This is a genomic window from Flavobacterium sp. (assembly GCF_035292545.1).
GTDB lineage: Bacteria > Bacteroidota > Bacteroidia > Flavobacteriales > Flavobacteriaceae > Flavobacterium.
The window spans coordinates 30,307-55,071 of sequence record NZ_DATDPV010000040.1; the positions used below are offsets into that span (position 1 = coordinate 30,307).

The window sequence follows — 24,765 nt, forward strand, 5'->3', positions numbered from 1 at the left end:
TAGTATGCAAGGGAAAATCGCAAAGCTAGCAATCTTGAGACACGATTAGTCAATCATGTCCCCAAGGTCACTCACACCTAACGTGAACCAGATAATGACGATGCCTAAAATAATTTTTACTGCCAGCGGAATTGAGAAACCACACCTTTTCTTGAGAATCTCATTTACCGGTGGAAAGTAAACAAGAGACAGAAGAATGCAAATGACTCCCGGAACGGCGTGTACTAAAAATAAATTCAAAACGCCGATAGCAAAAACAACCAGGCCAAATAGCCAGCTGATTATAGATGATGTGATGTTGTCTTTCATGGTTTTTCTGTCTAAGATCCGGCGAAAGGTGTCCCGAAAAGGCCGACTGCAAGTTCAGCCCAAATAAGAAAGAGCACTGCGAGAATAACTGCAATGATACCGATTCGTTGCCCGGTTTTGGTTGCCTTCCTCATTACAAACTCACACAGGAGGCCTGTGCCGAGCAACAGGATACCCGCGACAACAAAATCGGACAGGGTCCAGTTCACTTCAGCTGTGAACTGCATCGCTATTAAAGGGATGCACAATAGAAGTGCTACTGTGATCACAATGCCGAAAAGTCTTTTCTCTTCCATAATCATAATTTTTTTTGTTATTAATAATTTGTTAGTAAATATCCGAAAGTATAGTTCTTAAATTTTTAATAAGTTTCATTCCGGATTTTTGTTTTACAAATATACATAACTTTGAAATACAAAGTACTTTTGATTTGTGAATTTTTAGTAACTTTGCAAAAAAACAATTTTACTTATGCAATTATTTGTCGAAAAAAAATCGGTAGTTAGGAAAATCTGGGGCAAGAGCGACACCGTACTTTTTATTTTTGCGGGTGCCGCTGCTGAATTTGCCCTTAATAAAGCTGTGGACTGGCTTTACTTTACCGGCAAGTTGCCTTCCGATCCCTTAGGCAGGCTGTTCTCCACGGTCAGGTATGCTAGAAGGATTGTTTTTTCGTCAATGGATGAAGCCAATAAAGCTATTGACACCATGCGGCAAATACATAGTACGGTTGAACAAAATCGTGGCGCAACAATACCAGACTGGGCTTACCGTGATGTGCTGTTTATGCTGATACATTATTCCATTTCCGCCTACGAACTGCTCGAAGAAAAATTAAGCAATGAAGAAAAGGAAGAAGTATACAATGTTTTTTATCGTGTTGGCGCGAGGATGGGATTGGTAGAGTTGCCGCTTACTTATATCGAATGGCTACCCGTGCGACAGGCACATTTATTGGAAGACCTGCAAAAGAGTGAATACACAGCCGATCTTTTTAAACAATATAAAAAGCACCTTGGCGTCCTACGATTTAAGGTGTTGATTGAAGGTCAAAAATTAGTGGTTCCCGATAGAGTAAAAGACCTATTGCATTTTAGAGATTTTTCCTTGCTTACACCTTTAATACCGTTGTATAAAATCAGCAGGCTAATGAAGATGGACTGGTTGCTAAAAAGTATCTTGCTCCCTTCGGATTATAAAGACCAAATAAACGAACTGGATGTGCACTCGGATTAAAAAGCTAATCTCGACATCGTCTGATGCAATATTTAGACTCTCAGTGAGCCGCGAAATGCCCTGGCAGCATAGTAAGATTCCGCACCGTTATGATACACGAAGACAGTGCCATAGCGGTAGTCAGCAAAGATGGCACCACCAAGTTTTCTAATCTCAGAAGGTGTTTTCAACCAGCTCGATGTTTTCGTATCGAAATTTCCAAATTGCTGCAACCCTCTATATTGCTCTTCCGTTAAAATTTCAATGCCCATTGCAGTAGTCATATCAATTGCGTTATTTGCAGGTTTATGTTCTTTCCTTGATTTCAGCGCTTCATTGTCGTAACAAACACTTCTGCGGCCTTTAGGGCTTTCCGATGAACAATCATAAAAAATGTATTCGCCCGTTTTTTTATCATGACCTACAACATCCGGTTCACCTCCAGTCCTTTCCATTTCATTGAGCGACCACAGTTTTTCAGTATTAGCTTCCAGCTTTGCTTGTATTTTATCCCATTCAAGGCCTTTGTGGCGATCCATGTTTTTCTCAAAACGACCTTTTAATACTCTGAGCAGTTCTTCAGGTTGCTCTGACGACAACTCCTTTTTATTTCCCATTGTCATAATGTGTTATAGTGATTTACGTACAATTTTAAGTTTGTTTTATCTCAAAAATATATAAAAGAAACTAAAAATCATCAAAAAACTATATTTCGGCTTTTCGTATCATTTAGAATCTCTTGTTTTTTATCCAAAAATCAACCCCAACATTTTCAGCATTACACTAAAAAACATTGGGGTTGTAAATAATAAAACTAGATTTCTCCTTCGTCGAAATAACACGTTATCCTTCTATCTTAGCAGAAAGATCAAACCAGCGTTCTTCTTTCTCTTCAATTTTAGAGATTATATTTTGCAATTCATTTGCTTTTTTCTCAATATCGGCATCCGAAACAGTTCCGTCAGAAAATAATTGTTCGATAGCGATTTTCTGAACCTCTAAATCTTTGATTTCCTTTTCGATTTTCTGAAATTCTTTTTGCTCGTTGAAAGTCAGATTTCCTGTCGGATTATTTTGCTTCCAGTCTTTTTTCTCGGCTTTGTTTTCCTCTTTCTGCGCTACGTCGGCACTATCTTCATAGGCTCTGAAATCGGAATAATTTCCTGGAAAATCTTCAATAACCCCTTCGCCTCTAAAGACGAATAAGTGATCCACAATTTTATCCATAAAGTATCTATCGTGCGAAACCACCAATAAACAGCCTGGATAATCCAAAAGGAAACTTTCCAAAACATTCAACGTCACGATATCTAAATCGTTCGTTGGCTCATCGAGAATTAAAAAGTTCGGATTTTGAATCAAAACTGTACATAAGTACAAACGTTTCAACTCACCACCGCTCAATTTTTCTACAAAATCATATTGTTTTTTGCTGTCAAAAAGAAAACGCTCCAATAATTGCGAAGCTGAAATGATTTTTCCTTTCGTCAATGGAATGTATTCTCCGTATTCCTTAATCACGTCAATGACGCGTTGTCCCGGTTTCGGATTAATACCGCTTTGGGTATAATAGCCCATTTTTATGGTTTCACCAACCACCACTTTTCCGCCATCTAAAGGAATAGTTCCTGTTAATAGATTCAGGAAAGTTGATTTTCCGGTTCCGTTCTTTCCAATAATTCCGATACGTTCACCACGTTGAAAATCGAAACTGAAATTATCTAAAATCACACGGTCTTTAAACTTTTTGGAAATCTTGTGAAGCTCAATAATTTTGCTTCCCATGCGTTCCATGTTAATCTCCAGTTCCACTTTGTTTTCACGTCGGCGGCTTTGTGCTTTTTCCTTAATTTCATAAAAATCGTCCTGACGCGATTTACTCTTACAAGTTCTCGCTTTCGGCTGGCGGCGCATCCATTCCAATTCTTTCACAAACAGGTTTTGGGCTTTGTCCACACTCGAATTTTCGGATGCGATACGTTCCTCTTTTTTCTCTAAATAATAAGAGTAGTTTCCTTTGTATTGGTATAATTTCCCGTTGTCCAATTCAATGATTTCGTTACAAACACGCTCCAAAAAGAAACGGTCGTGCGTTACCATAAACAACGTAATGTTTTCTTTGGCAAAATAACTTTCCAGCCATTCAATCATCTCCAAATCCAAGTGATTCGTAGGTTCATCCAAAATCAATAGATCCGGACGATTAATCAAAATGATAGCCAGTGACAAACGTTTTTTCTGTCCACCCGAAAGGTTTTTTACTTTCAGTTTAAAGTCTTCCAACTTCAATTTAAACAAAATTTGTTTGTATTGTGTTTCAAAATCCCAAGCATTATGCTGGTCCATTCCGTCAAAAGCTTTTTGGTAGGCTTCAGCATCATCAGGATTTTCCAATGCTTTTTCATAGGCCTCAATCACTTTCAGCGTCTCGTTATCCGAAGCAAAAATGCTTTCTTCAATCGTCAATTCGTCCTGAAGGTTGCCTACTTGCGACAAAAACGCCATTTTTATGCTTTTTCTCAGAATCACTTGCCCGGTGTCGGGTTCGTCAAAACCATTAATGATATTCATGATTGTCGTTTTACCAGAACCATTTTTGGCGATAAAAGCGATTTTCTGGTCTTTATTAATTCCAAACGAAATGTCTTTAAAAAGCGTACGCTCACCAAAAGATTTCGAGATATTTTCAACAGATAAGTAATTCACAAGAAGTAATTTTTTGCAAAAGTAAGCTATTTAAATTATGAATTAAAAATTACGAATTGCGAATTGTTTTTGAAGCGAAAAGTTTGGGATTTATTTAGGAATCTTTTTCCCGCTTTCCACTACAATCTTTTTGTTCTTAAAGAAAGAACAAAAAGGATTTTCACTGCAATCGGGGCTATTTAATAAATGTCTTTTGTGTTTTACATTTTGCTGCTCAGAACCTTTGCAACTTTAATACTTAAAATATATCTTTGAAAAATGCAACTATCCGTCATTATTCTCAACTATAACGTTCGCTATTTTTTAGAGCAGTGTGTTTTAAGTGTCCAAAATGCACTCGAAACTATTGACGGCGAAATTATTGTAGTCGATAATAATTCTTCGGATGACAGTTGCGCCATGATGAAACAACGATTTCCAAACGTTAAACTCATCGAAAACAAGCAGAATTCAGGTTTTCCAAAAGGCAATAATATTGGTGTTGCTATTGCCAAAGGCGAATACATTTGCATTCTTAATCCTGATACTGTTGTTGCCGAAGATACTTTTACAAAAGTGCTGGCTTTCGCTAAGCAACAAACCGAATTAGGAATTGTAGGCTGTAAACTCATTGATGGGACGGGAAATTTTCTTCCAGAAAGTAAACGCGGCGTTCCGACACCTTGGGTAGCTTTTACCAAAATCACGGGTTTATATAAAGCTTTTCCAAAATCAATTCTTTTTAATAAATATTATGCTCAATATTTAGACGAAAATGAAACGGGTAAAGTCGATATTCTGGTGGGTGCTTTTATGGTCATGAAACGCGACTTATATCTCGAAGTAGGCGGATTCGATGAAAATTGTTTCATGTATTCCGATGATATTGATTTGTCCTATACCGTGTTGCAAAAAGGAAAATCCAATTATTATTTCCACGAAACTTCGGCGATTCATTATAAAGGGGAAAGCACGGTAAAAGACGGAACCTATATGAAACGGTTTCGCGAAGCAATGCATTTTTTCTATCAGAAACATTTCCATGTATCGTTCCTGTTTGATGTTTTCATGCGATTGGGAGCCTTCTTTTTTGCCTTAATAAAGAAAAATCAGGCGAAACAAATCCATTTAAGTATTGATGAATATGTCTTGTACTCTTCGGATGAGAATCTAAAAAATAAAGTAGAAAAACAGTTGCAAAAAAAGCTTCATTGGGTAACAAACATTGATGAAAATACGTTATTTTCGCATTTAAATTCAAAAGGAAAACAAATTGAAATTTTGTTGGATAACAACAGTTTTTCATTCAAAAAAATCATTGCTTTTCTGGAAAAAAACAGAAGTCAGTCCCGAGAATTCGGGATTACGTTTAAAATTATTCCTCAAAATACTTCTTTTATGATTGGAAGTAATAGCAGTAATGATAGAGGTGAGATTATTAAAATTGATTAAAAAATTACATTTTGTGGAATTATAATTTAAAATAATTAGTAATTTTGCAAACCAAATACGAAAAAACAACTTTAGTTTAAAGATATGGCAAAGTTTGAATTGAAATTACCCAAAATGGGAGAAAGTGTTGCAGAGGCAACCATTACCAACTGGTTGAAACAAGTAGGTGAAAAAATTGAAGCCGATGAAGCAGTACTTGAAATCGCTACTGATAAAGTAGACAGCGAAGTGCCATCGGAAGTATCGGGTATATTAACTGAAATCCTTTTCAATATAGATGATGTGGTACAAGTAGGTCAAACCATTGCAATCATTGAAACAGAAGGCGGTGCTGTTGAAGCTCCTGCAGCAGCAACTCAAGCGGTAGAAACAATTGCCAAAACAGTAGAAACTGCTAAAGACGCAGTTGCTGTTCCGGTAAATTTTGCCGATTCCGAAAAATTCTTTTCACCATTAGTAAAAAACATTGCTAAAGAGGAAAATGTTTCTGTTGCCGAACTGGAAGCTATCAGCGGTGCAGGAAAAGACGGAAGAGTGACCAAAAACGATATATTAGAGTACGTTAAAAATAGAGCAAGTCAACCAGTAGCAGCAACGCCAGTTGCGGCAGCTCCAAAAGCAGCTTCAGCTCCAGTGGCTCAAAAAGCGGCTCCGGTTTCTGTAAACGGGGGTGACGAAATCGTGGAAATGGACAGAATGCGTAAGCTGATTGCCGGTTACATGGTAGCGTCAGTTCAAACTTCGGCTCATGTACAGTCATTCATCGAAGTCGATGTGACGAACATCTGGAAATGGAGAGAGAAAAATAAAAATGCTTTCGAGAAAAGAGAAGGTGAGAAATTAACTTTCACGCCAATCTTTATGGAAGCCGTGGCAAAAGCCTTGAAAGATTTCCCGGGAATGAATATTTCTGTAGATGGCGATTACATCATCAAAAAGAAAAATATCAACTTAGGAATGGCAGCTTCATTGCCAAACGGAAATTTAATCGTTCCTGTTATTAAAAATGCAGACCAATTGAACTTGGTTGGTATGGCAAAAGCAGTAAACGATTTAGGAAGCCGTGCAAAAGCAGGTAAACTAAAACCAGACGATACACAAGGAGGAACTTATACTGTGACTAACGTTGGGACATTCGGAAGTGTTTTCGGAACGCCAATTATCAACCAGCCACAAGTGGGGATTCTGGCTTTGGGTGCGATTCGTAAAGTACCGGCGGTTATCGAAACACCGGAAGGGGATTTCATCGGAATCCGTAACAAAATGTTCTTGTCGCACAGTTATGACCATAGAGTTGTAGATGGTGCGCTTGGAGGTTCATTTGTGAAACGCGTAGCGGATTATTTAGAAGCTTTTGATGTAAATAGAGATTTCTAAAATCAGATAAAATTATTTAAAAAATGACCTCAATTTGAGGTCATTTTTTTTTGTAATTAATTGATTGTCAGTATTTAAAAAATCGTAAATTAGTAGTTATCAAAAGAATAGAAATCATGAAAGAAATTATACCTTTTTTTTTAGTTGTATTTTTATTTAATTCTACTGTCGCATTTGCACAATATGGAAGTCTTGACCCCACTTTTGGAGACCAGGGGAAAGTAATTACTCATTTTGGACAATATGAATCTGATGTCAGGGCTTTAGCTATACAACCTGACGGGAAAATAATAGCAGCTGGGAATGTTTTTGATCACAGTGGTTATAATCAACATGGTTTGGCCAGGTATAATATGGATGGTTCCCTTGATAGTACTTTTGGTACTAATGGGAAAGTGATAGGTGATGTTTTGGGATTAATGTTGCCCTTAAATTCTGAGTCTGTACTGCTGCAAACAAATGGTAAAATTATTGGCGGAATAGCCAGTACAAGTTTTAATGCTGGTTTAATAAGATATAATCTAAATGGGACTTTAGATACTAGCTTTGGAGTTGGTGGAATAGTTATGAAAGATTCCGTTAGATTTAATTCTTTAGCAGCCCAGTCTGATGAAAAAATCATCGCTGCCGGATTTTTATTTGAGGGTTCCAATAGGAATTTTGGATTAGTTCGATACAGTAAAGATGGTGTTTTGGATACTAATTTTGGTACAAATGGAGTAGTTGCAACATCAATAGGAGGGAAAGATTTTGGACATGCAGTAACGCTACAGTCTAATGGAAAAATTATTGTTTCGGGATCTACTTCGTCCGATGGTGGTAATAGTAGCGATTTAGCGATTGTAAGATATAATACTAACGGTGCATTAGATACTACTTTCGGAACTAACGGAATAGTAATCATTGATATTGATGATAATGACAGTGCTACGCATGTAAAAATTCAATCTGACGGGAAAATAGTATTAACGGATTATTCGTACCATCAGGAACCACTTTATTCTTTTATTATTTCTACTAAATTGTTGCGCCTTGAGTCTAATGGGGATTTAGATACCAGTTTTGGGATAAATGGAAAAGTTACAGCGCCCTTTGTGGGTGCATTAACTATCCAATCCGATGGTAAAATAGTAGTAGCCGGATCTTATGAGAATGCTGAGAATTATAATGATATTGCCTTGGCGCGTTATCTAATCAATGGAGATTTAGATGTTACTTTTGGAAGCAATGGTGTTGTTATTACATCTATTGGAGAGAGTACCAGAAGCTCGGCAAGTGCAGTGGCCTTGCAATCCGATGGTAAAATTGTGGTCGGTGGAGCAAAAAGTGAAGCGTTTCTTTCCTCTCATCCTCATTCTGTTTTGTTGCGGTATAATTCGGGAGTGCAATTGTCTAATCCTGAATTCAGTATTCAAAAAAACACCTTTTCAGTTTATCCAAATCCGGTAAATGAAATGGTGAATTTAGATTTTAATCTAAAGGAATCTGAAGAATTATCCATCGATTTGTTTAATATTAATGGAGTAAAGATTGCTAATTTAATAAAAGGCAAAACATTTCAAACCGGCTATCATTCCCAAAAATTAGAATTGCCGGAAACGTTATCCAAAGGTATTTATTTCTTGAATATATCTAACGGCAGCACTGCTTCAAATGTTAAAATTGTTAAGTAATAAAGTAAAGAATGTAACAAAGTTGTCAGTTTCCCACCTGACGGGTTTTTGTTTTTATATTGTTTTATATTAAAGTATATTTGCGTTTCATAAAACCTAAAAATGGAACTGAAATTAAACAAACCAATTTGCTTTTTTGACCTTGAAACTACTGGAATTGAAGTGGCTAAAGATCGAATTGTAGAAATATCGATATTCAAAGTTTTTCCAAACGGAAATAAAGAAAGCAAAACCTGGCTGGTTAATCCAACGATCCCAATTCCGCCACAAACTACCGCAGTTCATGGAATTACCGATGAAAAAGTGGCTAATGAACCCACATTCAATGAGCTGGCTTCGCAGGTTTATACCATGATTAAAGATTCCGATTTAGCAGGATTCAATTCAGATCGATTTGATATTCCGTTACTAGCCGAAGAATTGCTTCGTGCCGGAATAGATTTTGACATGAAAAACCGCGTTTCTGTTGATATTCAAACGATTTTCCATAAAATGGAAGAACGCACTTTGGGTGCAGCATTAAAATTCTATTGCGGTCAAAACTTAGAAAACGCACATTCAGCCGAAGCCGATACCATGGCGACTTACGAAATCCTGAAAGCCCAATTAGACCGTTACCCGGAATTGGAAAATGATATGAAATTGCTGTCGGAATTCTCGACCAGAAAAAAAATTGCCGATTTTGCCGGAATGATAGCCTTTGACAAGGAAGACGAAGAGATTTTTACTTTTGGGAAACACAAAGGAGTAAAAGTAGAAAAAGTACTTGAGAATGAACCGGGCTATTTCAGCTGGATTCAAAATGCTGATTTTCCGCTTTATACCAAAAAAGTATTGACGGCCATTAAACTTCGAAAACTGAATAATAAATTAAGCTAGAATAAAAATAGCCCTGATAGAAGTGGAAATCCTTTTTTGTTTTTTCTTTAAAAACAAAAAAGATTGCAACGGATCGCGGGAATAGCTCCAAGAAAAGAAATGAAAATCATCTGTATCGGTAGAAATTATACCAAACATATTGAAGAATTACAAAACGAAAGGCCACAAGAACCGGTAGTTTTCATGAAACCGGATTCGGCTGTTTTATTAAAACAACATCCGTTTGTGATTCCGGAATTTTCGGAAGACATTCATCATGAACTTGAAATTATTGTAAAAATAAATAAAGTCGGGAAATATATTGATGCTAAATTTGCCCATAAATATTATGATGAAATTGGAGTAGGAATCGATTTTACGGCGCGAGATTTACAACAAAAACTGAAAGACAAAGGATTGCCGTGGGAAAAAGCCAAAGCATTTGACGGCTCAGCAGTTATTGGAGAATTTTTACCAAAAAGTAATTTTAGTTCACTAGAAAATCTTACATTTGAATTAACCAAAAATGGGGAAACAGTCCAAAAAGGGAATTCCAGTCATATGTTGTGGAAAATTGATGAACTTATATCCTATGTTTCTCAATATTTTACGCTAAAAATTGGAGATATTATTTTTACCGGAACACCGGAAGGTGTTGGGATTGTGAAACCAGAAGATGTTTTAGAAGGATTTTTAGAGGGAAATAAACTATTTAGAATACACGTAAAATAATGGCTTTACATTACAACCTAGCAAAAGTGTACGCACTTTCAGATAACGATCCGGAATTTGTATCAGAAATCATTAATTTGTTTGTCACAGAAGTGCCTTCAGATTTGGAACAGGTTAAAGACGGAATCGAAGAAAAAAACCACAAAAAAGCCTATAGTTATGCGCATAAAATCAAGCCTTCTCTTGATTTATTGGGACTGAATGTGGCTTATGAAGAAATTCTGCAAATAGAAGCCTGGACAAAAACCGAAGGCAAAAAGAAAGAGATCAAAGAAATCTATAAAAGTGTAGCCCACCAAGTAGAGAAAGCGGTCAAAGAAATCAAGAAAGACTTCAGTTTATAGTCATAAATCAATTAGAAAGACAAAAAGTATCAGTTGATAATTTTTGTCTTTTTTCTTTATATCCAACATACATCAAAAAATGAAAGCAACCATAGTTACTATTGGTGATGAAATTCTGATAGGCCAAATTGTCGATACCAATTCAGGATTCATTGCAAAATCATTAGATCGAATCGGAGTAGAAATCCACGAAATGATTTCTATTTCAGACAGCAAACAACATATCTTAGATACTTTAGCCCAATTGCAAAATCAAGTCGATTTAGTCATTATTACCGGAGGTTTAGGTCCAACAAAAGATGATATTACCAAAAAAACCTTGTGTGAGTATTTCGGAGATACTTTAGTAGTGAACAAAGACGTGGAAGCTCATGTAATCGATCTAATCGAGCGCGTGATGAATCGCCCGGCTTCGCAAATGAATAAAGACCAGGCACTGGTTCCTTCGCAATGTACGGTACTTCACAATAAAGTGGGAACGGCTCCAGGAATGTGGATGAAAAAAGAAAATACCGTTTTTATTTCGTTACCCGGCGTTCCGTATGAAATGAAATATTTGGTCGAAAACGAAATCATCCCAAAAGTTATCAAAGAATACAAACGACCATATATCATTCATAAAACAATTCTTACCTACGGACAGGGCGAAAGCCTTGTGGCAGAACGTATTGAAAACTGGGAAAATAATTTACCTGAATTTATCAAACTAGCCTATTTGCCTAGTCCGGGAAAAGTGCGTTTGCGACTTTCGGCAAGAGGAACCGATAAAGAATTCTTAGAAAAAAAGATTGAAGAAAACGTGATTTCGTTAACCAAAATCATCGGAGATATTATCGTTGGTTTTGAGGATTCGGATACGATAGAAGTCGTTCTCGGACGATTATTAACTCAGCAAAAGAAAACCCTTGCGACAGCCGAAAGTTGCACCGGCGGTAAAATTGCACAGGTTTTAACGGCAGTTGCCGGCGCTTCCAATTATTTCAAAGGAAGCGTGGTTTCGTATGCGACAGAAACCAAAATATCCGTTTTAGGACTTTCGGAAGCATTGGTAAAAGAACATTCGGTAGTCAGTGCTCAGGTAGCAAAAGAAATGGCCATCGCCATAAAACGACTCATGAAAACCGATTACGCAATTGCCACAACCGGAAACGCCGGACCGTCAAAAGGAGACGAAAATGCCGAAATCGGAACCGTTTTTATCGCTTTGGCCACACCAAACGAAGTTATCGTCGAAGAATTTAATTTTGGTCAACCCCGTGAAAAAGTGATAGATAGAACCGTAAATAAAGGATTGGAAATGTTGCAGAAAGAAATTTTAAAAAATCTACTTTAATTATTTTGTATTATAGGTTTATTTTTTGTTACTTTGCACCCTCGATTTGAATAACGATAAAAGATAAGATAATGTCAAGAGTTTGTGACCTTACAGGTAAAAGAGCGATGGTAGGAAATAACGTTTCTCACGCTATGAATAAAACTAAGAGAAAGTTTTCCGTTAACTTAGTTAAAAAGCGTTTTTATCTTCCTGAAGAAGATAGATGGATTACTCTTAGAGTAGCAGCATCTACAATAAAAACAATTAATAAAAATGGAATCGCTGCAGTTTTGAAAAAAGCACAGTCAGAAGGATTTATTAAATAATCCATTCCTAATAAATATATAGCAAGATGGCAAAGAAAGGTAATAGAATTCAGGTAATTTTAGAATGTACAGAACACAAAACATCAGGTGTTCCGGGGACTTCTAGATACATAACAACAAAGAACAAAAAAAATACTCCAGACAGATTAGAGATTAAGAAATTTAATCCAATCTTGAAACGTGTAACAGTTCATAAAGAAATTAAATAATAATTAGTCATGGCAAAGAAAACCGTAGCATCGTTACAAACCGCTTCTAAAAGATTATCAAAAGCCATCAAAATGGTGAAATCTCCAAAAACTGGTGCATATACATTCGTAGAATCTATTATGACTCCTGAAGCAGTTGATGAATTCTTGAAAAAGAAATAATTCACAATACATTATATAGAAAAGCTACTTTCATTCGGAAGTAGCTTTTTTATTTTTTATATTTACCACTTGAAAGAATTAGGAGCAGAAAATTCGGGCTTTTTCAATAAATGCAATACCCGCTTTCCGTTGCAATCTTTTTTGTTCTTAAAGAAAGAACAAAAAAGGATTTCCACTCCAATCGGGGCTAAAAGACCAATGATTCGCAGACTATTCAATTTCGGGTTCAAAAACATATAAACAAAAGCAAGAATGAATTTTTTTAAAAAAATATTTTCTTCAGAAAAAAAAGAAACATTAGACAAAGGTCTCGAAAAATCGAAAACCACGTTTTTTACCAAACTAACCAAAGCCGTAGCCGGAAAATCCAAAGTCGATGACGAAGTGCTCGATAACCTGGAAGAAATCCTCGTGGCCTCAGATGTCGGTGTCAATACCACGCTGAAAATCATCACCCGAATAGAAAAACGCGTTGCCGAAGACAAATACTTAGGAACCGATGAACTCAACCAAATCCTCAGGGATGAAATCGGAGGTTTGCTTTCGGAAACCAATTCCGGTGAAGCCACCGAATTTGTCATTCCAATCAATACAAAGCCCTACGTTCTTATGGTAGTTGGGGTCAACGGAGTCGGGAAAACCACAACAATAGGAAAACTAGCGTATCAATTCAAAAAACAAGGCTACAAAGTAGTTCTTGGCGCCGCGGATACTTTTCGTGCCGCAGCCATCGACCAATTGCAGGTTTGGGCCGATAGAGTAGGTGTTCCTTTGGTAAAACAAAATATGGGGAGCGATCCGGCTTCCGTAGCCTTTGATACATTGCAATCTGCTGTTGCCCAAGATGCCGATATCGTAATTATTGATACCGCCGGACGTCTGCACAACAAAATCAATTTAATGAACGAATTGACCAAAGTAAAACGCGTCATGCAAAAAGTCATAGACGAAGCGCCTCACGATGTATTATTGGTTTTAGATGGCTCAACAGGACAAAATGCTTTTGAGCAGGCCAAACAATTCACTGCCGCTACCGAAGTGACCTCACTCGCCGTAACCAAACTTGACGGAACAGCAAAAGGTGGCGTAGTCATCGGAATTTCCGACCAATTCCAGATTCCGGTAAAATACATCGGAGTAGGAGAAGGCATCGAAGATCTTCAAGTGTTTAATAAGTACGAATTTGTAGATTCCTTTTTTAAGTAAAATAAATATGGATTTTTTTAAAAATATAAAACCCATTCAGCTCTATATGGGCAGTATTATCTTTTTTGTACTTTCCAGTTTAGCCAGAAAAGAGTATCATACTTTATACCTCCTTTTTCTGATACTTGGAGTAGTATTGTTCTTTTTAGGAATCATCAAAAGAATCAAGAAATAGTAAACATCCTTAAAATTTTTGTCATTGGTTATATCGAAAAATTTGACCGGATTTAGATAAATAAAAACCCATTTCGCCTTGAAATGGGTTTTTTGTTTTTTTGGAATTTATTGATGACGATGTTGTTAAATGAGGTCCGTATTCGTAAGAATATAAAGGTGAATTGATCTTTATATCCTCTGCAATGAGCTTTAAACGTTAAAATTAAGTATTTTGTCGATTAAATGTGTATTTTTAAGACATAATTATGTGTTTGTTAATATTGGTCTTAGCTTATAAGGAAGCGGAAATAATGTTGATTTTTATACATTTAAAAATATTTGCTTATGAAATTCTCTACCCTCACCAAATTCCTGCTTGCCTTTACATTTCTGTGGTCTTCCGTGCTTTTTTCTCAAGGGAATCCGCAAATTTTTGTAAGTTATGGCAATCCTGCGATTAATATTACGAACGGTGGAACCATAAGTTTTGGTGCCTCAACAGAAATTTCATTTACGGTTACTAACGTTCCAACTAATGGGAATTCTTCCTTGGTTTTGCAAAATCCGCCAATTACTTTAAGCAATACTAATTTTGTAATTTCATCTCCGCCTTCAAGATTTAATATTAAAAGAGATGAATTTAGTGTTTTTAAGATAAGAAAAAATAATTTCAATTGCAATTCCGTTCCAGAATCTACGGTGGTTACAATCTATTCTAACGCGAATAATTATCCAATATTTACTTTTACAATAAATTTTACCAACGCTCCATTAATTTCTGTGTTGGGTGGTACACCAACACAACCTGTTCCCAACGGACAAACTATTCCTACTTCAACTAATGGAACCTTATTTGGAACTGTTACTGTCGGAGCGACAACAACGAGAAATTATTTAATTACTAATACTGGGACCTGTGCTCTAACGCTGGGTTCATTAACCTGTTTCGGCTACAACCCCGTAACTGGGATACAATCTGTGGATTTTACGATAATTATTCAACCAACACCATATCCTTCTGCTGCCGGTACTCCTGCTTCGAACATAATTGCACCTGGAGGTGCTTCCTATTTTGTCGTTTTGTTTCATCCGACATCTCCGGGCATTAAATTCGCCATAATTTCAATTCCTAGTAATGATGTAACAAAAAACCCCTATACTTTTGTCGTAAGTGGTGAAGGATTTAATCCAAGCGTCACGGGACCGGGTGGTGGAAATCCAGACTTTAGACTATGGCTTAAGTCTACCAGAGGAATTACTTTACCTCTAGGTGTTAGTACGAATTACAGTGTTCCGCTATGGAGAGATTTGGGATCAACGGGTAAAGATGCAACACAAACTACAGTTGCAAATCAACCTACTTATGTTGATGCAACAATTGGAAACATCAATTATAATCCTGTGGTAAAGTTTCAAAATAATGGAACATCACTTAATCAATTTATGTACAACACAGATAACGGGTATTACACGCATGAAACTTTTATTGTTATGGAACCGGAAGCTGCCATAGACGGAACGACATCGCCCATGACTATTATTTCAGGAACTTCAGCTTCAAATCCTACATATCCAATTATTGCAAACGAGCATACAGGAATTGGTTTTGGTGATTTTACGACACGTTTTGCCAATGAAAGATTATGGTTCAGTCAGTGGCAAGATAATAGTGGAAGTTTTTATAGCGTTGCAGATAATGTTGGAGATTATTCTAAAGCAGGTATTATCAATACTCGTAATAAAACGACTACTGCTTCAGATGGTGTAGATTTGTTGTTTAATACTAATGTTATAGGAACTATAACTAGCAGTTTGTCCTATTCTAATTTGGGTTTCAACGATGGTTCTATTTGGAAAGGAACCCCTTATAATATTGGGAAAAATATAAATAGCGGTACTGCTTATGGAAATCTTAATGGTAGAGTAGCGGAGATAATTTCTTACGCTTCTCGTGTGCTTGATGTGAATCGTCCTAAGATAGAAACCTATCTTGCTATAAAATATGGTATCACTTTAGGATTAAACGGAACTAGTCAAAATTATCTTGATTCTGGAGGAAACATTATTTGGGATATTTCTAATAATGCGGGTTTTAACTATAATATTGCAGGAATTGGTAAGGATGTAGCTTCTGATTTATATCAAAAACAGTCTAAAAGCAGTAATGATCCCAATGAAGTAACTATAGGTTTAGGAGTTATTGCATCAACAAACAATGCTAATATAAATGAGTTTAAAAAAGATCGTGATTTTTTGGTATGGGGTTCTGATAATGGTACTTATACAGCAAGTGGTTCTAATACCACCACAATAAATAGCGGACTAACTACCTCGACAACCCGAATCAATAAGAAATGGAAAATTGTTGAAACTAAAACGGATGTAGACGGTGATGTTGAAAATGTATTTGTAGGTATCCCGGTAACAGCTTTCAGTGCATTTCCAAAACTTGCCAATGAAGAATATGCTTTAATTGTTAGTGACAACGCTAATTTTAGCGATGCAGATATTATTGATATCATACCATTGAAAATAAATGTAAATGCACTTGGAGTTCCAATATTAAATAAAGAAGGAAACCAAACGTATCAAACTTGGTATGATTTTGATGGTGTTAAGTATTTTACTTTTGGGAAAGCGCTTAAAGTTACCGTAAAAGAGGCTGTAAATATTCACGCTATTGATAATTTTTTAGTTGGGGAGTATGCCTTAAATCTTAATAGCGGTTCATTTACAATAGGTTGTTGGTTAAGAAATGATGGGAGCAGCACTGCTAATAGAACTATAATTAGTAAAGGGGTTAATTTAGAATTACGTTTGAATGCGCAACATAAAGTGGAGGCATATTGGGATGGTGTTTTAAGATTTCAATCAACTACTCCGGTTGCTGATGGGAAATGGCATAACATCGTTGCCGTGTATTATGCAGGAGCGGCGGACTTTTATGTAGACGGAGTGATAGAATCATCCACATTTAATCTTTCAAATCCATCCCCGAATTATTCCAGGTTTTCAGTTGGCGCGCTTTATGTTAATAAAAATGATATTAGAACGCCTTTTAATGGTGAAATTGACGAAATCAATATTTGGAACATGGCATTAACGTCAGACCAGGTAAACTATATCATGAATCAGGAAATTGAAAAACATGCAAACGGTAATGTTAATGGTAAAGTAATCCCACAATCAATTACTAAAAATGAATTTAAAACAATTCCTTGGAGCCAACTTAAAGCATATTATGATTATAATGTGTATTATGGTACTACTATAGAGGGATTAACAGATGACCGCAATTTTTTACGAATAAAATATCTAAAAAAAGATAAACAGATTTTTAATGCTCAAACAGCTCCATTACCGTATGAAACTATAGGGGATGGTGCATGGGAAAATTCTGCAATTTGGAATAATGGTGCTTTGCAAACTATTCCGAATAATACTTCCATAATCAGTGCTGGTAAATCAGTAAATGGAAATATAGTTAATATCAAACACAATATTACGTCTACTGGAAACAAAACTGTTTTAGGATTGTTTGTGGAAGGTACTGATGCGGTAACCTACAAAACCTTATCGGCAAATAATGATACTAAGGTACAAGTTTCCCACTATTTAAAATTAGACGGTTTAATTGACTTACCAGGCCGTTCTCAACTGATTCAGACTCTCGACAGCGAATTGGATCCCACAAGTAAAGGTTTCATAAAAAGAAGCCAACAAGGAACCATTAATAAATATAACTATAACTATTGGTCGTCACCCGTAGGCCCGATAAATGCGGTTACAAATAATAATGATTATACCGTAAATGGAGTATTTAAAGATGGTACAACAGCCACACCTTTAAACATTAACTGGATTGGTGGATATAACGGTTCATCTGGTACGCCAATTAGTTTAGCCAGATACTGGTTATATAAATTTGCAAATGGTACACAATATGCCAATTGGCTTCAAATTAATGAAAATTCTCCTATCCGTCCTTCCCAAAGTTTCACTCTAAAAGGAAATGGACCGGTAGATCCAACCAATACGATAACCCAAAATTATACCTTTGTAGGGAAACCATATAATGGTTTTATAAATAGTACTTCAATATTAGCAGATAATTTATTTTTGGTAGGAAACCCATATCCTTCAGCTATAGATGCTTTCGAATTTATAAAAGATAACATATCGGTAGCTAACTTCGGATATCACCCAACGGGCATTATTACGGGAGCACTTTATTTTTGGCAACATTCCCCTAATAACAATTCTCATTACGTCGCGGGGTATACGGGCGGTTATGCGATGTTGACGCTGGTAGGTGGAACTCCTCCAATTGCGCCCGCTGGTATTAGTGGTGTTGGAACGGGGACTACTAAAGTTCCATATCAGTATATTCCTGTTGGTCAAGGATTTTTTGTGAGGGGAGAAATTGGAATCAGCGGCCCTGTACCTATTCTGTTCAACAATAATCAACGATCTTTTATTAAAGAAGATGCCTTTGACGATGCCAGTCTGCAAATTTCTAATACGATGTTCCGTAATAATGCCAGCAAAACAGTTGACCGTTTTTCTGATAATGCTAACGATCCGGTTTATAATTTTAAAAACCCAAAAATTAGGCTAGGTTTTGATAACACTACTAATTTGCACAGACAATTATTAATTGGGTTTATGAATGAAAATGCAACAGACGGTGTAGATAAGGGATATGATGGTCATCAATTGGATACCCAGAGTAGCGATCTTTATTTTATCATTAATGATAAGGAATTCACTATTCAAGGTGTGGGCGCATTTGATGTTGGGAAAAAATATCCGTTAGGGGTAAAAATGAATATAGCAGGTCAGGTTAAGTTTATGATTGATGGTACAGAATTCTTGCCTGCAAATCAAAAAATATACATCTACGATAAGCAAACTTCGATTTATTATGATATTACTGAAACACCTGCTGAAGTAAAATTAGCTGCAGGGACTTATAATAATCGTTTTGAGCTAACTTTTCAAACAAACAGGCTAGGAGAAGATGAATTACCGGAAGCTAAGTTACAGATTTACAATAATGACTTAAAAAATAAATTGTATGTCGTTAAAAATAAGGCCGTTGAAATAAGAGAAATTTCAGTTTATGATATTAACGGAAGGCAACTGATTAACATGAAAAAAGTGCCAAACATTAAATCAATTGAAATTCCATTCTATGCGGCTCCAGGAGTTTATTTAGTTAATGTGACTACCTCTAAAGAAGTAATCAGTAAAAAAATACTGAAACAATAACCCATAAAGCGCTGTATCATTCATACAGCGCTTTTATTTTTACCCACAAATCATTATCAAAAGTAGATAAGGCCGCGTTCACTTCATCGGCGGCATCTCCCATACGGATAACGACCATTTTTTTACTCGGAATTACATATATTTTTTGATCATTTTTACCCAAAGCCATGAACATGTCATTTGGTGCTGAAGGGATAATACTCCCGGAAAACTGATATTGAGATTGCGGTAAATGATAACTGGGCTTTCCGTTCAGCCACCATAAATAGCCATATCCCAAATTGATATTTTGAGAAGTGGTTGTAGCCTGCGTGAAATAATTTTCATTCAGAATCTGCTCATTTTTCCATTTTCCTTTGTTTAAATTCAATAATCCAAATCGGGCCATACTTCGGGTAGTACTCCAATACACAATGTTATTTCCGGAGGCAAACCAAGTGCCATTCATACCAATTTTATCTCTCAATTTTGCATTGAAATAAGTATTCCAGGTTTCTCCGCTTGCTTGTGCGACAACATCTTGCAATTTTACGTAAACGTTATGATAGGCCCAACGTGTTCCTGCATCGGCAACATATTCAAGACTCGCAGGGTCAACAGCATCACCATTGGTAATATCTTCTATTCCTGAGGTCATTGTGAGAAGGTTTTTGCAAGTGATTAAATTTTCCTGGGCTAATGTTTCACTGGTCCAACCCGTGCCGATATAATCGGAAACTTTATTATTTATGTTGAGCAAACCTTCTTGTTCCCCAATGCCAACCATGGTTGAGGTCAATGTTTTTCCGGCACTTGCCCAATACCAATTAGTTGAAGCAGAATGACCGTTGAAATAATTTTCCATTACGATTTTTCCGTCGACCAAAATGATAAACCCTTTGGAATGTTTCAATTCAAGATAATCCAACAGCGGCTGTACGGCAGTTTCATTCCAACCTAAATTGACAATCGATTTGGTTTCCCAAGTTGCACTTCCATCAGTTGGTGGAAAATACGTGCTTTCGGTTGTTGAAGCATTTTCTTCGGAACTACATCCTACAAAAAGGATAAGGAATAAAAAAGGGAAGTGTATTTTTCTCATAGTAAGAAGTATATTCTTTTAAGACTTTAAAAATAGAAAATAGTTTAATAGGAATGGATTTGTTTATAAATAAATGCAGTTTTAAAAACTTTAAAAAGTAAATTTGTAAAAATTATAATTCGGATGAATAAAATATATACACTGCTGTTTCTTTTGATATTGACTTCATGCCACCAAAAGGTTTCAGAAAAAGATATTTCAAAATTAAACGGATATTGGGAAATTGAAAAAGTCATTCTTCCGAACGGAAATGAAAAAAAATATACCATCAATGAAACTTTTGATTACTTTCAGATAAAAGCCAATAAGGGATTTCGAAAGAAAGTTAAACCACTATTAAACGGAAGGTTTGAAGTAGATGAACAATCCGAAAAAGTGGAAATTGTTTTTGAAAAGGACAAGACCTATATGGTTTACACCACGCCTTATGCAAAATGGAAGGAAGAATTACAATCACTTTCCGACGAAAAAATGGTTATTGTCAATACTGCAAAAGCGGAATATCATTACAAAAAAGCAATACCAATAAATCTTCTGGGCGATGGCAAAAAGACTAAATAACGAAAGTTCTATCGGGGATGTTCTGAAACAAATCATTGAGGTAAATAAGCTTCAACCCGGAATGGATCAGATTTCGGTAAAAGAAGCCTGGGTTTCATTAATGGGAAACGGAGTGAATAGTTATACCAAAAATGTAGTCCTAAAAGGAAGTACGCTTTATGTAGAATTGACTTCTGCAGTTTTGCGTGAAGAATTAAGCCACGGAAAATCAAAAATAATTACCATGATTAATGAAGAGTTGCGAAGAGATCTCGTTAAAGAAGTTATTTTAAGGTAAAGACATAAAAAAAAGCCTAACAAATTTAAAATCTGTTAGGCTTTTTATATTTCCGAATAAATCCGTTAATTATTTTGAGTTGACTAGAACTGCTCTCTTCCAGCAAAATGGAAAGCACCTTCGATAGCTGCATTTTCATCGCTATCAGAACCGTGAACCGCATTTTCTCCGATAGAAGTTGCGTATGCTTTACGGATTGTTCCTTCAGCAGCATCAGCAGGATTTGTAGCACCGATTAAAGTTCTGAAATCTTCTACTGCGTTGTCTTTTTCTAAAATAGCAGCAACAATTGGACCTCTTGACATGAATTCAACTAATTCTCCGTAGAAAGGTCTTGCAGCATGAACAGCATAAAATGCTTGTGCATCAGCTATTGTTAATTGCGTTAATTTCAAAGAAACAATTTTGAAACCTCCGTCTGTAATCATTGCTAAAATGTTACCGATGTGTCCGTTAGCGACAGCATCTGGCTTAATCATTGTAAATGTTCTATTTGTTGCCATTTTGTGTATTTTTTAATTTTGTGCAAAAATATACTTTTTTTATGGATTGATTTTAATAAATCAACAATTTAAAGATGATATTCTATTGGTAAATGCTATTTTTCAGTACTTATACCTTAAAAATTAATTTGTTTTTGTAAAAAAGCCATAATATAAAAGACCACAAGATTACATTTAGTATTGCAAATACCAAAGATGCCGACATTGGATTATTAAAAAAAGGAGCAATACAGGAGCTGTAAAAATAGTCCTGAAGATTAATTGTTTTTGCTGTTATTTCTGGATTTTTAAATTCGATCATACGCAATACTTTTGGAATAATTCCCGAAAAGAAAAACACGATCATTGGGTTTACGCCCCAAATTAAAAACAATGTACTCCATCTTTTATAGTTTGCGACATCAATAACATAGTATAAAACGGTTAAACACAATATTGCTAATCCAGATGTATATAGCACGTAAGAACTCGTCCAAAGGGATTTATTTATAGGGAATATTGTGCTCCAAACAATGCCTAAAACAGTAATCGTTAGACCTCCGATTACCATCTTTTTGATGATTTCCAACTGTGGCAAAGAACGATTAAGCAATTGCCCGATGAGAAGCCCGCTTATCCCTGAAGCAATTGCAGGTATTGTACTCAAGATACCCTCCGGATCCCAAGTTTTTGTATAAACCCACAAATGGCCTGGTAATAATTCATTATCCAACCAAGCCGCCAGATTGGTGTTTATTTCAAAATTTGCTGTTCCAATTCCAGGAACCGGGACCAAAGCCATTATCCCCCAATAAACTAATAACAGTACGGAAGCAGTAAGTAGTTGTGTTTTTTGAGTGGTTTTTAAATACAATAGTGAAACAAAGAAATAGACAATTCCGATTCGTTGCAACACTCCTGGGATTCTAACTTCCCGATATTCTTCGATGCCGCTAAAAGCCAAAAATAGTAAAATACCAAAAATAGAAAGTGCCAAATAAGTTTTTACCTTTAGGCTGAAGTTACCCATAAGCGCATAGCTTACCCCGAATGTTATTGCTAATCTGCCGAATAATAATGGAATTCCTTCCAAGCTAAAGAGTTCTATTTTACTAAAAAAATTCAGAAATAACCCCAAACAAAAAATCCGTAAAGAACGTACGATTATTTTGTTGAAAGCAGCATTGTCAAACGTTTTGGCAGGCATGGCAAAAGGGATAGCCGTTCCCATTATGAAAATGAAGAAAGGAAACACCAAATCGGCAGGTGTACAACCGTTCCAGTCTGCGTGCTTTAAAGGAGGATAAATAAAGGACCAACTGCCAGGATTATTTACAATAATCATAAATAAAATGGTAACCCCTCTAAATACATCCAATGAAATTAAACGTTCCTTAATCATTGTCTTCGGTTGATTTTAGTGAATATGAATTATGAAAATCAATTATTTGGCTCGTAAACTCCTATTTTTAAGGAAGTGCAATTACGTTAAATTTGGTTTCTAATGGATTAAGTAGGTTTATCAAAGTAGGAATCAAATTTTCTCCGTTTTCCAAATAAAATTCAGAAAAATTAGCTGTTCGTTCCTGCAAACTATGATTTGGAAATAGTTCGTTTTGTAAATCGGTGATTCGTTCCAAGGCTTCGCTGTGTTTTCTTTTTTGTGCTTTCAGCAAACGTTTTTCCAGATTTTCCAATCCTTTTATTTGTTTAGCTTCTTGTGCTTTTACAGCTCCCAAAAAAGATTGATCCGTTTGATTCGCAATTTGATATAAATGGTCAAACTGTTGCTGTAAAACTGCTTTCTGTGATGAAAAATCAATAGGGAATTCTGAAAACTCTTTTACTTTTAAATTCACTAAATCGGCTTGTTTCGAAAATAAATCCATCCACGACAATTCTAATTTGTCTGCTTTTTTGGCTTGTTTTCCGGTTGCTAATAAAACGGAATTACGAAGTAAAAGTATCGGAAAAGTAATATTTACTTTCTCAAAATATGATTTCAACTCTAACCAATAAGCAATTTCTCCGCCGCCACCAATGTAGCACAGATTGGGTAAAATCACCTCCTGAAATAACGGACGCATTATTACATTGGGGCTGAATTTTTCAGGATGATTTTCTATAACATTTAAAATTTCATCTTCTGAAAATTCAATTTTAGTGTTATTCACTTTATAAATTCCATCTTCCAGAATAATGCGTTCTCTCAAATTATTTTCTAAATAAAACAAATTGATTTCCCGTGGATTTACCTGAATGGGATAATCTTTCAGTTTTTCCGTGGTTTCCAAAACGCATCTATTTGAAGTTTGATGCAATAATTCTTCTTTTACAAACGGTATAAATTCTCTTTTCAAATAGGAATCATCTGCATCTAAAATCACCAAACCCGCTTCTCCAAAAAGTTGATTGGCTAAATAGCGAGTCGCATCAGCTAAGTTTTCATGATTTAAATACGCCTCCTGAAATAATTTTTTAATGGAATTGGCATTGTTTCCAGAACCTAATTCCAATGAAAAAACTTCGAAAATTTTATTTAATCCTTCTGTAGATAACCTTCCTACAGGGCCTGAACTTGGCGTATTCCAACGGATTTTTTTGCCTTTAAAATTGAAATAATTGATTTCTTCAAAATCGTGATCTTCCGTCGCCATCCAATAAATGGGAACAAAATCATACGTTGGATATTTTGCTTTTAATTCCTTTGTTAAATTGATGGTGGAAATAATTTTATACAAAAAATACAACGGCCCGGTAAACAAATTCAACTGATGTCCCGTTGTGACGGTGAATGTATTAGAATTAGATAGGGATTCAATATTTTGTTGAGTCAAATCTGAAGTTTGAATATTTTGATATTGTTTTTGTAAAACAGAGACCAAAACCTTTCGATGACTATCATTGAAATTATCTTGTTTTTCAAGAATTTGTCCCTCAAAATTTTCGAGTGTTGGAAAACGATTGTAAAGTGACAGTAAAGCTGGTTTTTGGTCCAAATAATCAACAATTATTTTAGAGAAATATCCGGAATTTTGGTAGCTGATACAGTCGGTTGGCATGGTTTACTTTTT

General features: G+C 35.8%; 24 protein-coding genes. 16 read left to right on the forward strand and 8 right to left on the reverse strand.

Going from position 1 to position 24,765, the window contains the following annotated elements; all coding sequences use genetic code 11:
* Window positions 1-45 precede the first annotated feature (45 nt).
* Complete coding sequence (locus VI621_RS06795) at window positions 46-309, reverse strand: hypothetical protein (RefSeq protein ID WP_324217629.1); 264 nt, start codon at window positions 307-309, stop codon at window positions 46-48.
* An 11-nt stretch (window positions 310-320) separates the two neighbouring features.
* A complete protein-coding gene (locus VI621_RS06800) occupies window positions 321-605 on the reverse strand; it encodes a hypothetical protein (RefSeq protein WP_324217630.1) in 285 nt (94 codons plus the stop codon).
* 175 nt (window positions 606-780) lie between these two features.
* On the opposite strand from VI621_RS06800, the gene VI621_RS06805 reads away from it, so the two are divergent.
* Window positions 781-1,545 (forward strand): oxygenase MpaB family protein, encoded by a 765-nt coding sequence (locus VI621_RS06805; protein WP_324217631.1) that lies wholly within the window; start codon window positions 781-783, stop codon window positions 1,543-1,545.
* 32 nt (window positions 1,546-1,577) lie between these two features.
* Here VI621_RS06805 and VI621_RS06810 read toward each other — a convergent pair whose 3' ends face one another.
* Together VI621_RS06810 and VI621_RS06815 are read right to left on the reverse strand one after the other, a co-directional pair.
* Window positions 1,578-2,141, reverse strand: coding sequence for a DUF4256 domain-containing protein (locus tag VI621_RS06810; RefSeq protein ID WP_324217632.1), 564 nt, complete (start codon window positions 2,139-2,141; stop codon window positions 1,578-1,580).
* 226 nt (window positions 2,142-2,367) lie between these two features.
* Entirely contained in the window at window positions 2,368-4,230 is a 1,863-nt protein-coding gene (locus VI621_RS06815) for an ABC-F family ATP-binding cassette domain-containing protein (RefSeq protein ID WP_324217633.1), read from the reverse strand.
* Between the two features lie 258 nt (window positions 4,231-4,488).
* Between VI621_RS06815 and VI621_RS06820 the strand changes: the two genes are divergently transcribed.
* The 13 genes from VI621_RS06820 to VI621_RS06880 all read left to right on the forward strand — a co-directional run bounded on the left by VI621_RS06820 (window position 4,489) and on the right by VI621_RS06880 (window position 19,290).
* Entirely contained in the window at window positions 4,489-5,661 is a 1,173-nt protein-coding gene (locus VI621_RS06820) for a glycosyltransferase family 2 protein (RefSeq protein ID WP_324217634.1), read from the forward strand.
* Between the two features lie 84 nt (window positions 5,662-5,745).
* Window positions 5,746-7,038, forward strand: coding sequence for a dihydrolipoamide acetyltransferase family protein (locus tag VI621_RS06825; RefSeq protein ID WP_324217635.1), 1,293 nt, complete (start codon window positions 5,746-5,748; stop codon window positions 7,036-7,038).
* A gap of 116 nt (window positions 7,039-7,154) precedes the next feature.
* Entirely contained in the window at window positions 7,155-8,711 is a 1,557-nt protein-coding gene (locus VI621_RS06830) for a T9SS type A sorting domain-containing protein (protein WP_324217636.1), read from the forward strand.
* 102 nt (window positions 8,712-8,813) lie between these two features.
* A complete protein-coding gene (locus tag VI621_RS06835; protein WP_324217637.1) occupies window positions 8,814-9,590 on the forward strand; it encodes a 3'-5' exonuclease in 777 nt (258 codons plus the stop codon).
* Window positions 9,591-9,689: 99 nt separating this feature from the next.
* Entirely contained in the window at window positions 9,690-10,301 is a 612-nt protein-coding gene (locus VI621_RS06840) for a fumarylacetoacetate hydrolase family protein (RefSeq protein WP_324217746.1), read from the forward strand.
* Window positions 10,301-10,645 carry a histidine kinase gene (locus VI621_RS06845; RefSeq protein ID WP_324217638.1) on the forward strand — a complete coding sequence of 115 codons (345 nt, stop codon included), beginning with the start codon at window positions 10,301-10,303 and terminating at the stop codon, window positions 10,643-10,645. Before VI621_RS06840 ends, VI621_RS06845 begins: the two co-directional genes overlap by 1 nt.
* Window positions 10,646-10,724: 79 nt before the next feature.
* Window positions 10,725-11,978 carry a CinA family nicotinamide mononucleotide deamidase-related protein gene (locus VI621_RS06850; RefSeq protein ID WP_324217639.1) on the forward strand — a complete coding sequence of 418 codons (1,254 nt, stop codon included), beginning with the start codon at window positions 10,725-10,727 and terminating at the stop codon, window positions 11,976-11,978.
* Between the two features lie 71 nt (window positions 11,979-12,049).
* Window positions 12,050-12,286 (forward strand): 50S ribosomal protein L28, encoded by a 237-nt coding sequence (gene rpmB, locus VI621_RS06855; protein ID WP_024980263.1) that lies wholly within the window; start codon window positions 12,050-12,052, stop codon window positions 12,284-12,286.
* A gap of 26 nt (window positions 12,287-12,312) precedes the next feature.
* Window positions 12,313-12,495 carry a 50S ribosomal protein L33 gene (gene rpmG / locus VI621_RS06860; protein WP_008253902.1) on the forward strand — a complete coding sequence of 61 codons (183 nt, stop codon included), beginning with the start codon at window positions 12,313-12,315 and terminating at the stop codon, window positions 12,493-12,495.
* 9 nt (window positions 12,496-12,504) lie between these two features.
* The gene (locus VI621_RS06865) at window positions 12,505-12,657 is read left to right on the forward strand and encodes a DUF4295 domain-containing protein (RefSeq protein ID WP_151107925.1); all 153 of its coding nucleotides are present in this window, start codon (window positions 12,505-12,507) and stop codon (window positions 12,655-12,657) included.
* A gap of 252 nt (window positions 12,658-12,909) precedes the next feature.
* Window positions 12,910-13,863 (forward strand): signal recognition particle-docking protein FtsY, encoded by a 954-nt coding sequence (ftsY, locus tag VI621_RS06870; protein WP_324217640.1) that lies wholly within the window; start codon window positions 12,910-12,912, stop codon window positions 13,861-13,863.
* 7 nt (window positions 13,864-13,870) lie between these two features.
* Window positions 13,871-14,038 carry a hypothetical protein gene (locus VI621_RS06875; RefSeq protein WP_324217641.1) on the forward strand — a complete coding sequence of 56 codons (168 nt, stop codon included), beginning with the start codon at window positions 13,871-13,873 and terminating at the stop codon, window positions 14,036-14,038.
* Between the two features lie 326 nt (window positions 14,039-14,364).
* Window positions 14,365-19,290 carry a LamG-like jellyroll fold domain-containing protein gene (locus VI621_RS06880; protein WP_324217642.1) on the forward strand — a complete coding sequence of 1,642 codons (4,926 nt, stop codon included), beginning with the start codon at window positions 14,365-14,367 and terminating at the stop codon, window positions 19,288-19,290.
* A gap of 16 nt (window positions 19,291-19,306) precedes the next feature.
* Here VI621_RS06880 and VI621_RS06885 read toward each other — a convergent pair whose 3' ends face one another.
* Complete coding sequence (locus VI621_RS06885; protein ID WP_324217643.1) at window positions 19,307-20,371, reverse strand: serine hydrolase; 1,065 nt, start codon at window positions 20,369-20,371, stop codon at window positions 19,307-19,309.
* A 123-nt stretch (window positions 20,372-20,494) separates the two neighbouring features.
* Between VI621_RS06885 and VI621_RS06890 the strand changes: the two genes are divergently transcribed.
* Both VI621_RS06890 and VI621_RS06895 read left to right on the forward strand, forming a co-directional pair.
* Window positions 20,495-20,932 carry a lipocalin family protein gene (locus VI621_RS06890; protein ID WP_324217644.1) on the forward strand — a complete coding sequence of 146 codons (438 nt, stop codon included), beginning with the start codon at window positions 20,495-20,497 and terminating at the stop codon, window positions 20,930-20,932.
* The gene (locus tag VI621_RS06895) at window positions 20,913-21,209 is read left to right on the forward strand and encodes a DUF721 domain-containing protein (protein ID WP_324217645.1); all 297 of its coding nucleotides are present in this window, start codon (window positions 20,913-20,915) and stop codon (window positions 21,207-21,209) included. The genes VI621_RS06890 and VI621_RS06895 overlap by 20 nt, the downstream gene beginning before the upstream one ends.
* 83 nt (window positions 21,210-21,292) lie before the next feature.
* Here VI621_RS06895 and VI621_RS06900 read toward each other — a convergent pair whose 3' ends face one another.
* From VI621_RS06900 to bshC, 3 genes are all read right to left on the reverse strand, one after another.
* Entirely contained in the window at window positions 21,293-21,712 is a 420-nt protein-coding gene (locus VI621_RS06900) for a nucleoside-diphosphate kinase (RefSeq protein ID WP_324217646.1), read from the reverse strand.
* Window positions 21,713-21,821: 109 nt separating this feature from the next.
* Complete coding sequence (locus VI621_RS06905; RefSeq protein WP_324217647.1) at window positions 21,822-23,093, reverse strand: acyltransferase family protein; 1,272 nt, start codon at window positions 23,091-23,093, stop codon at window positions 21,822-21,824.
* 67 nt (window positions 23,094-23,160) lie between these two features.
* The gene (gene bshC / locus VI621_RS06910; RefSeq protein WP_324217648.1) at window positions 23,161-24,753 is read right to left on the reverse strand and encodes a bacillithiol biosynthesis cysteine-adding enzyme BshC; all 1,593 of its coding nucleotides are present in this window, start codon (window positions 24,751-24,753) and stop codon (window positions 23,161-23,163) included.
* Between the last annotated feature and the right edge of the window lie 12 nt (window positions 24,754-24,765).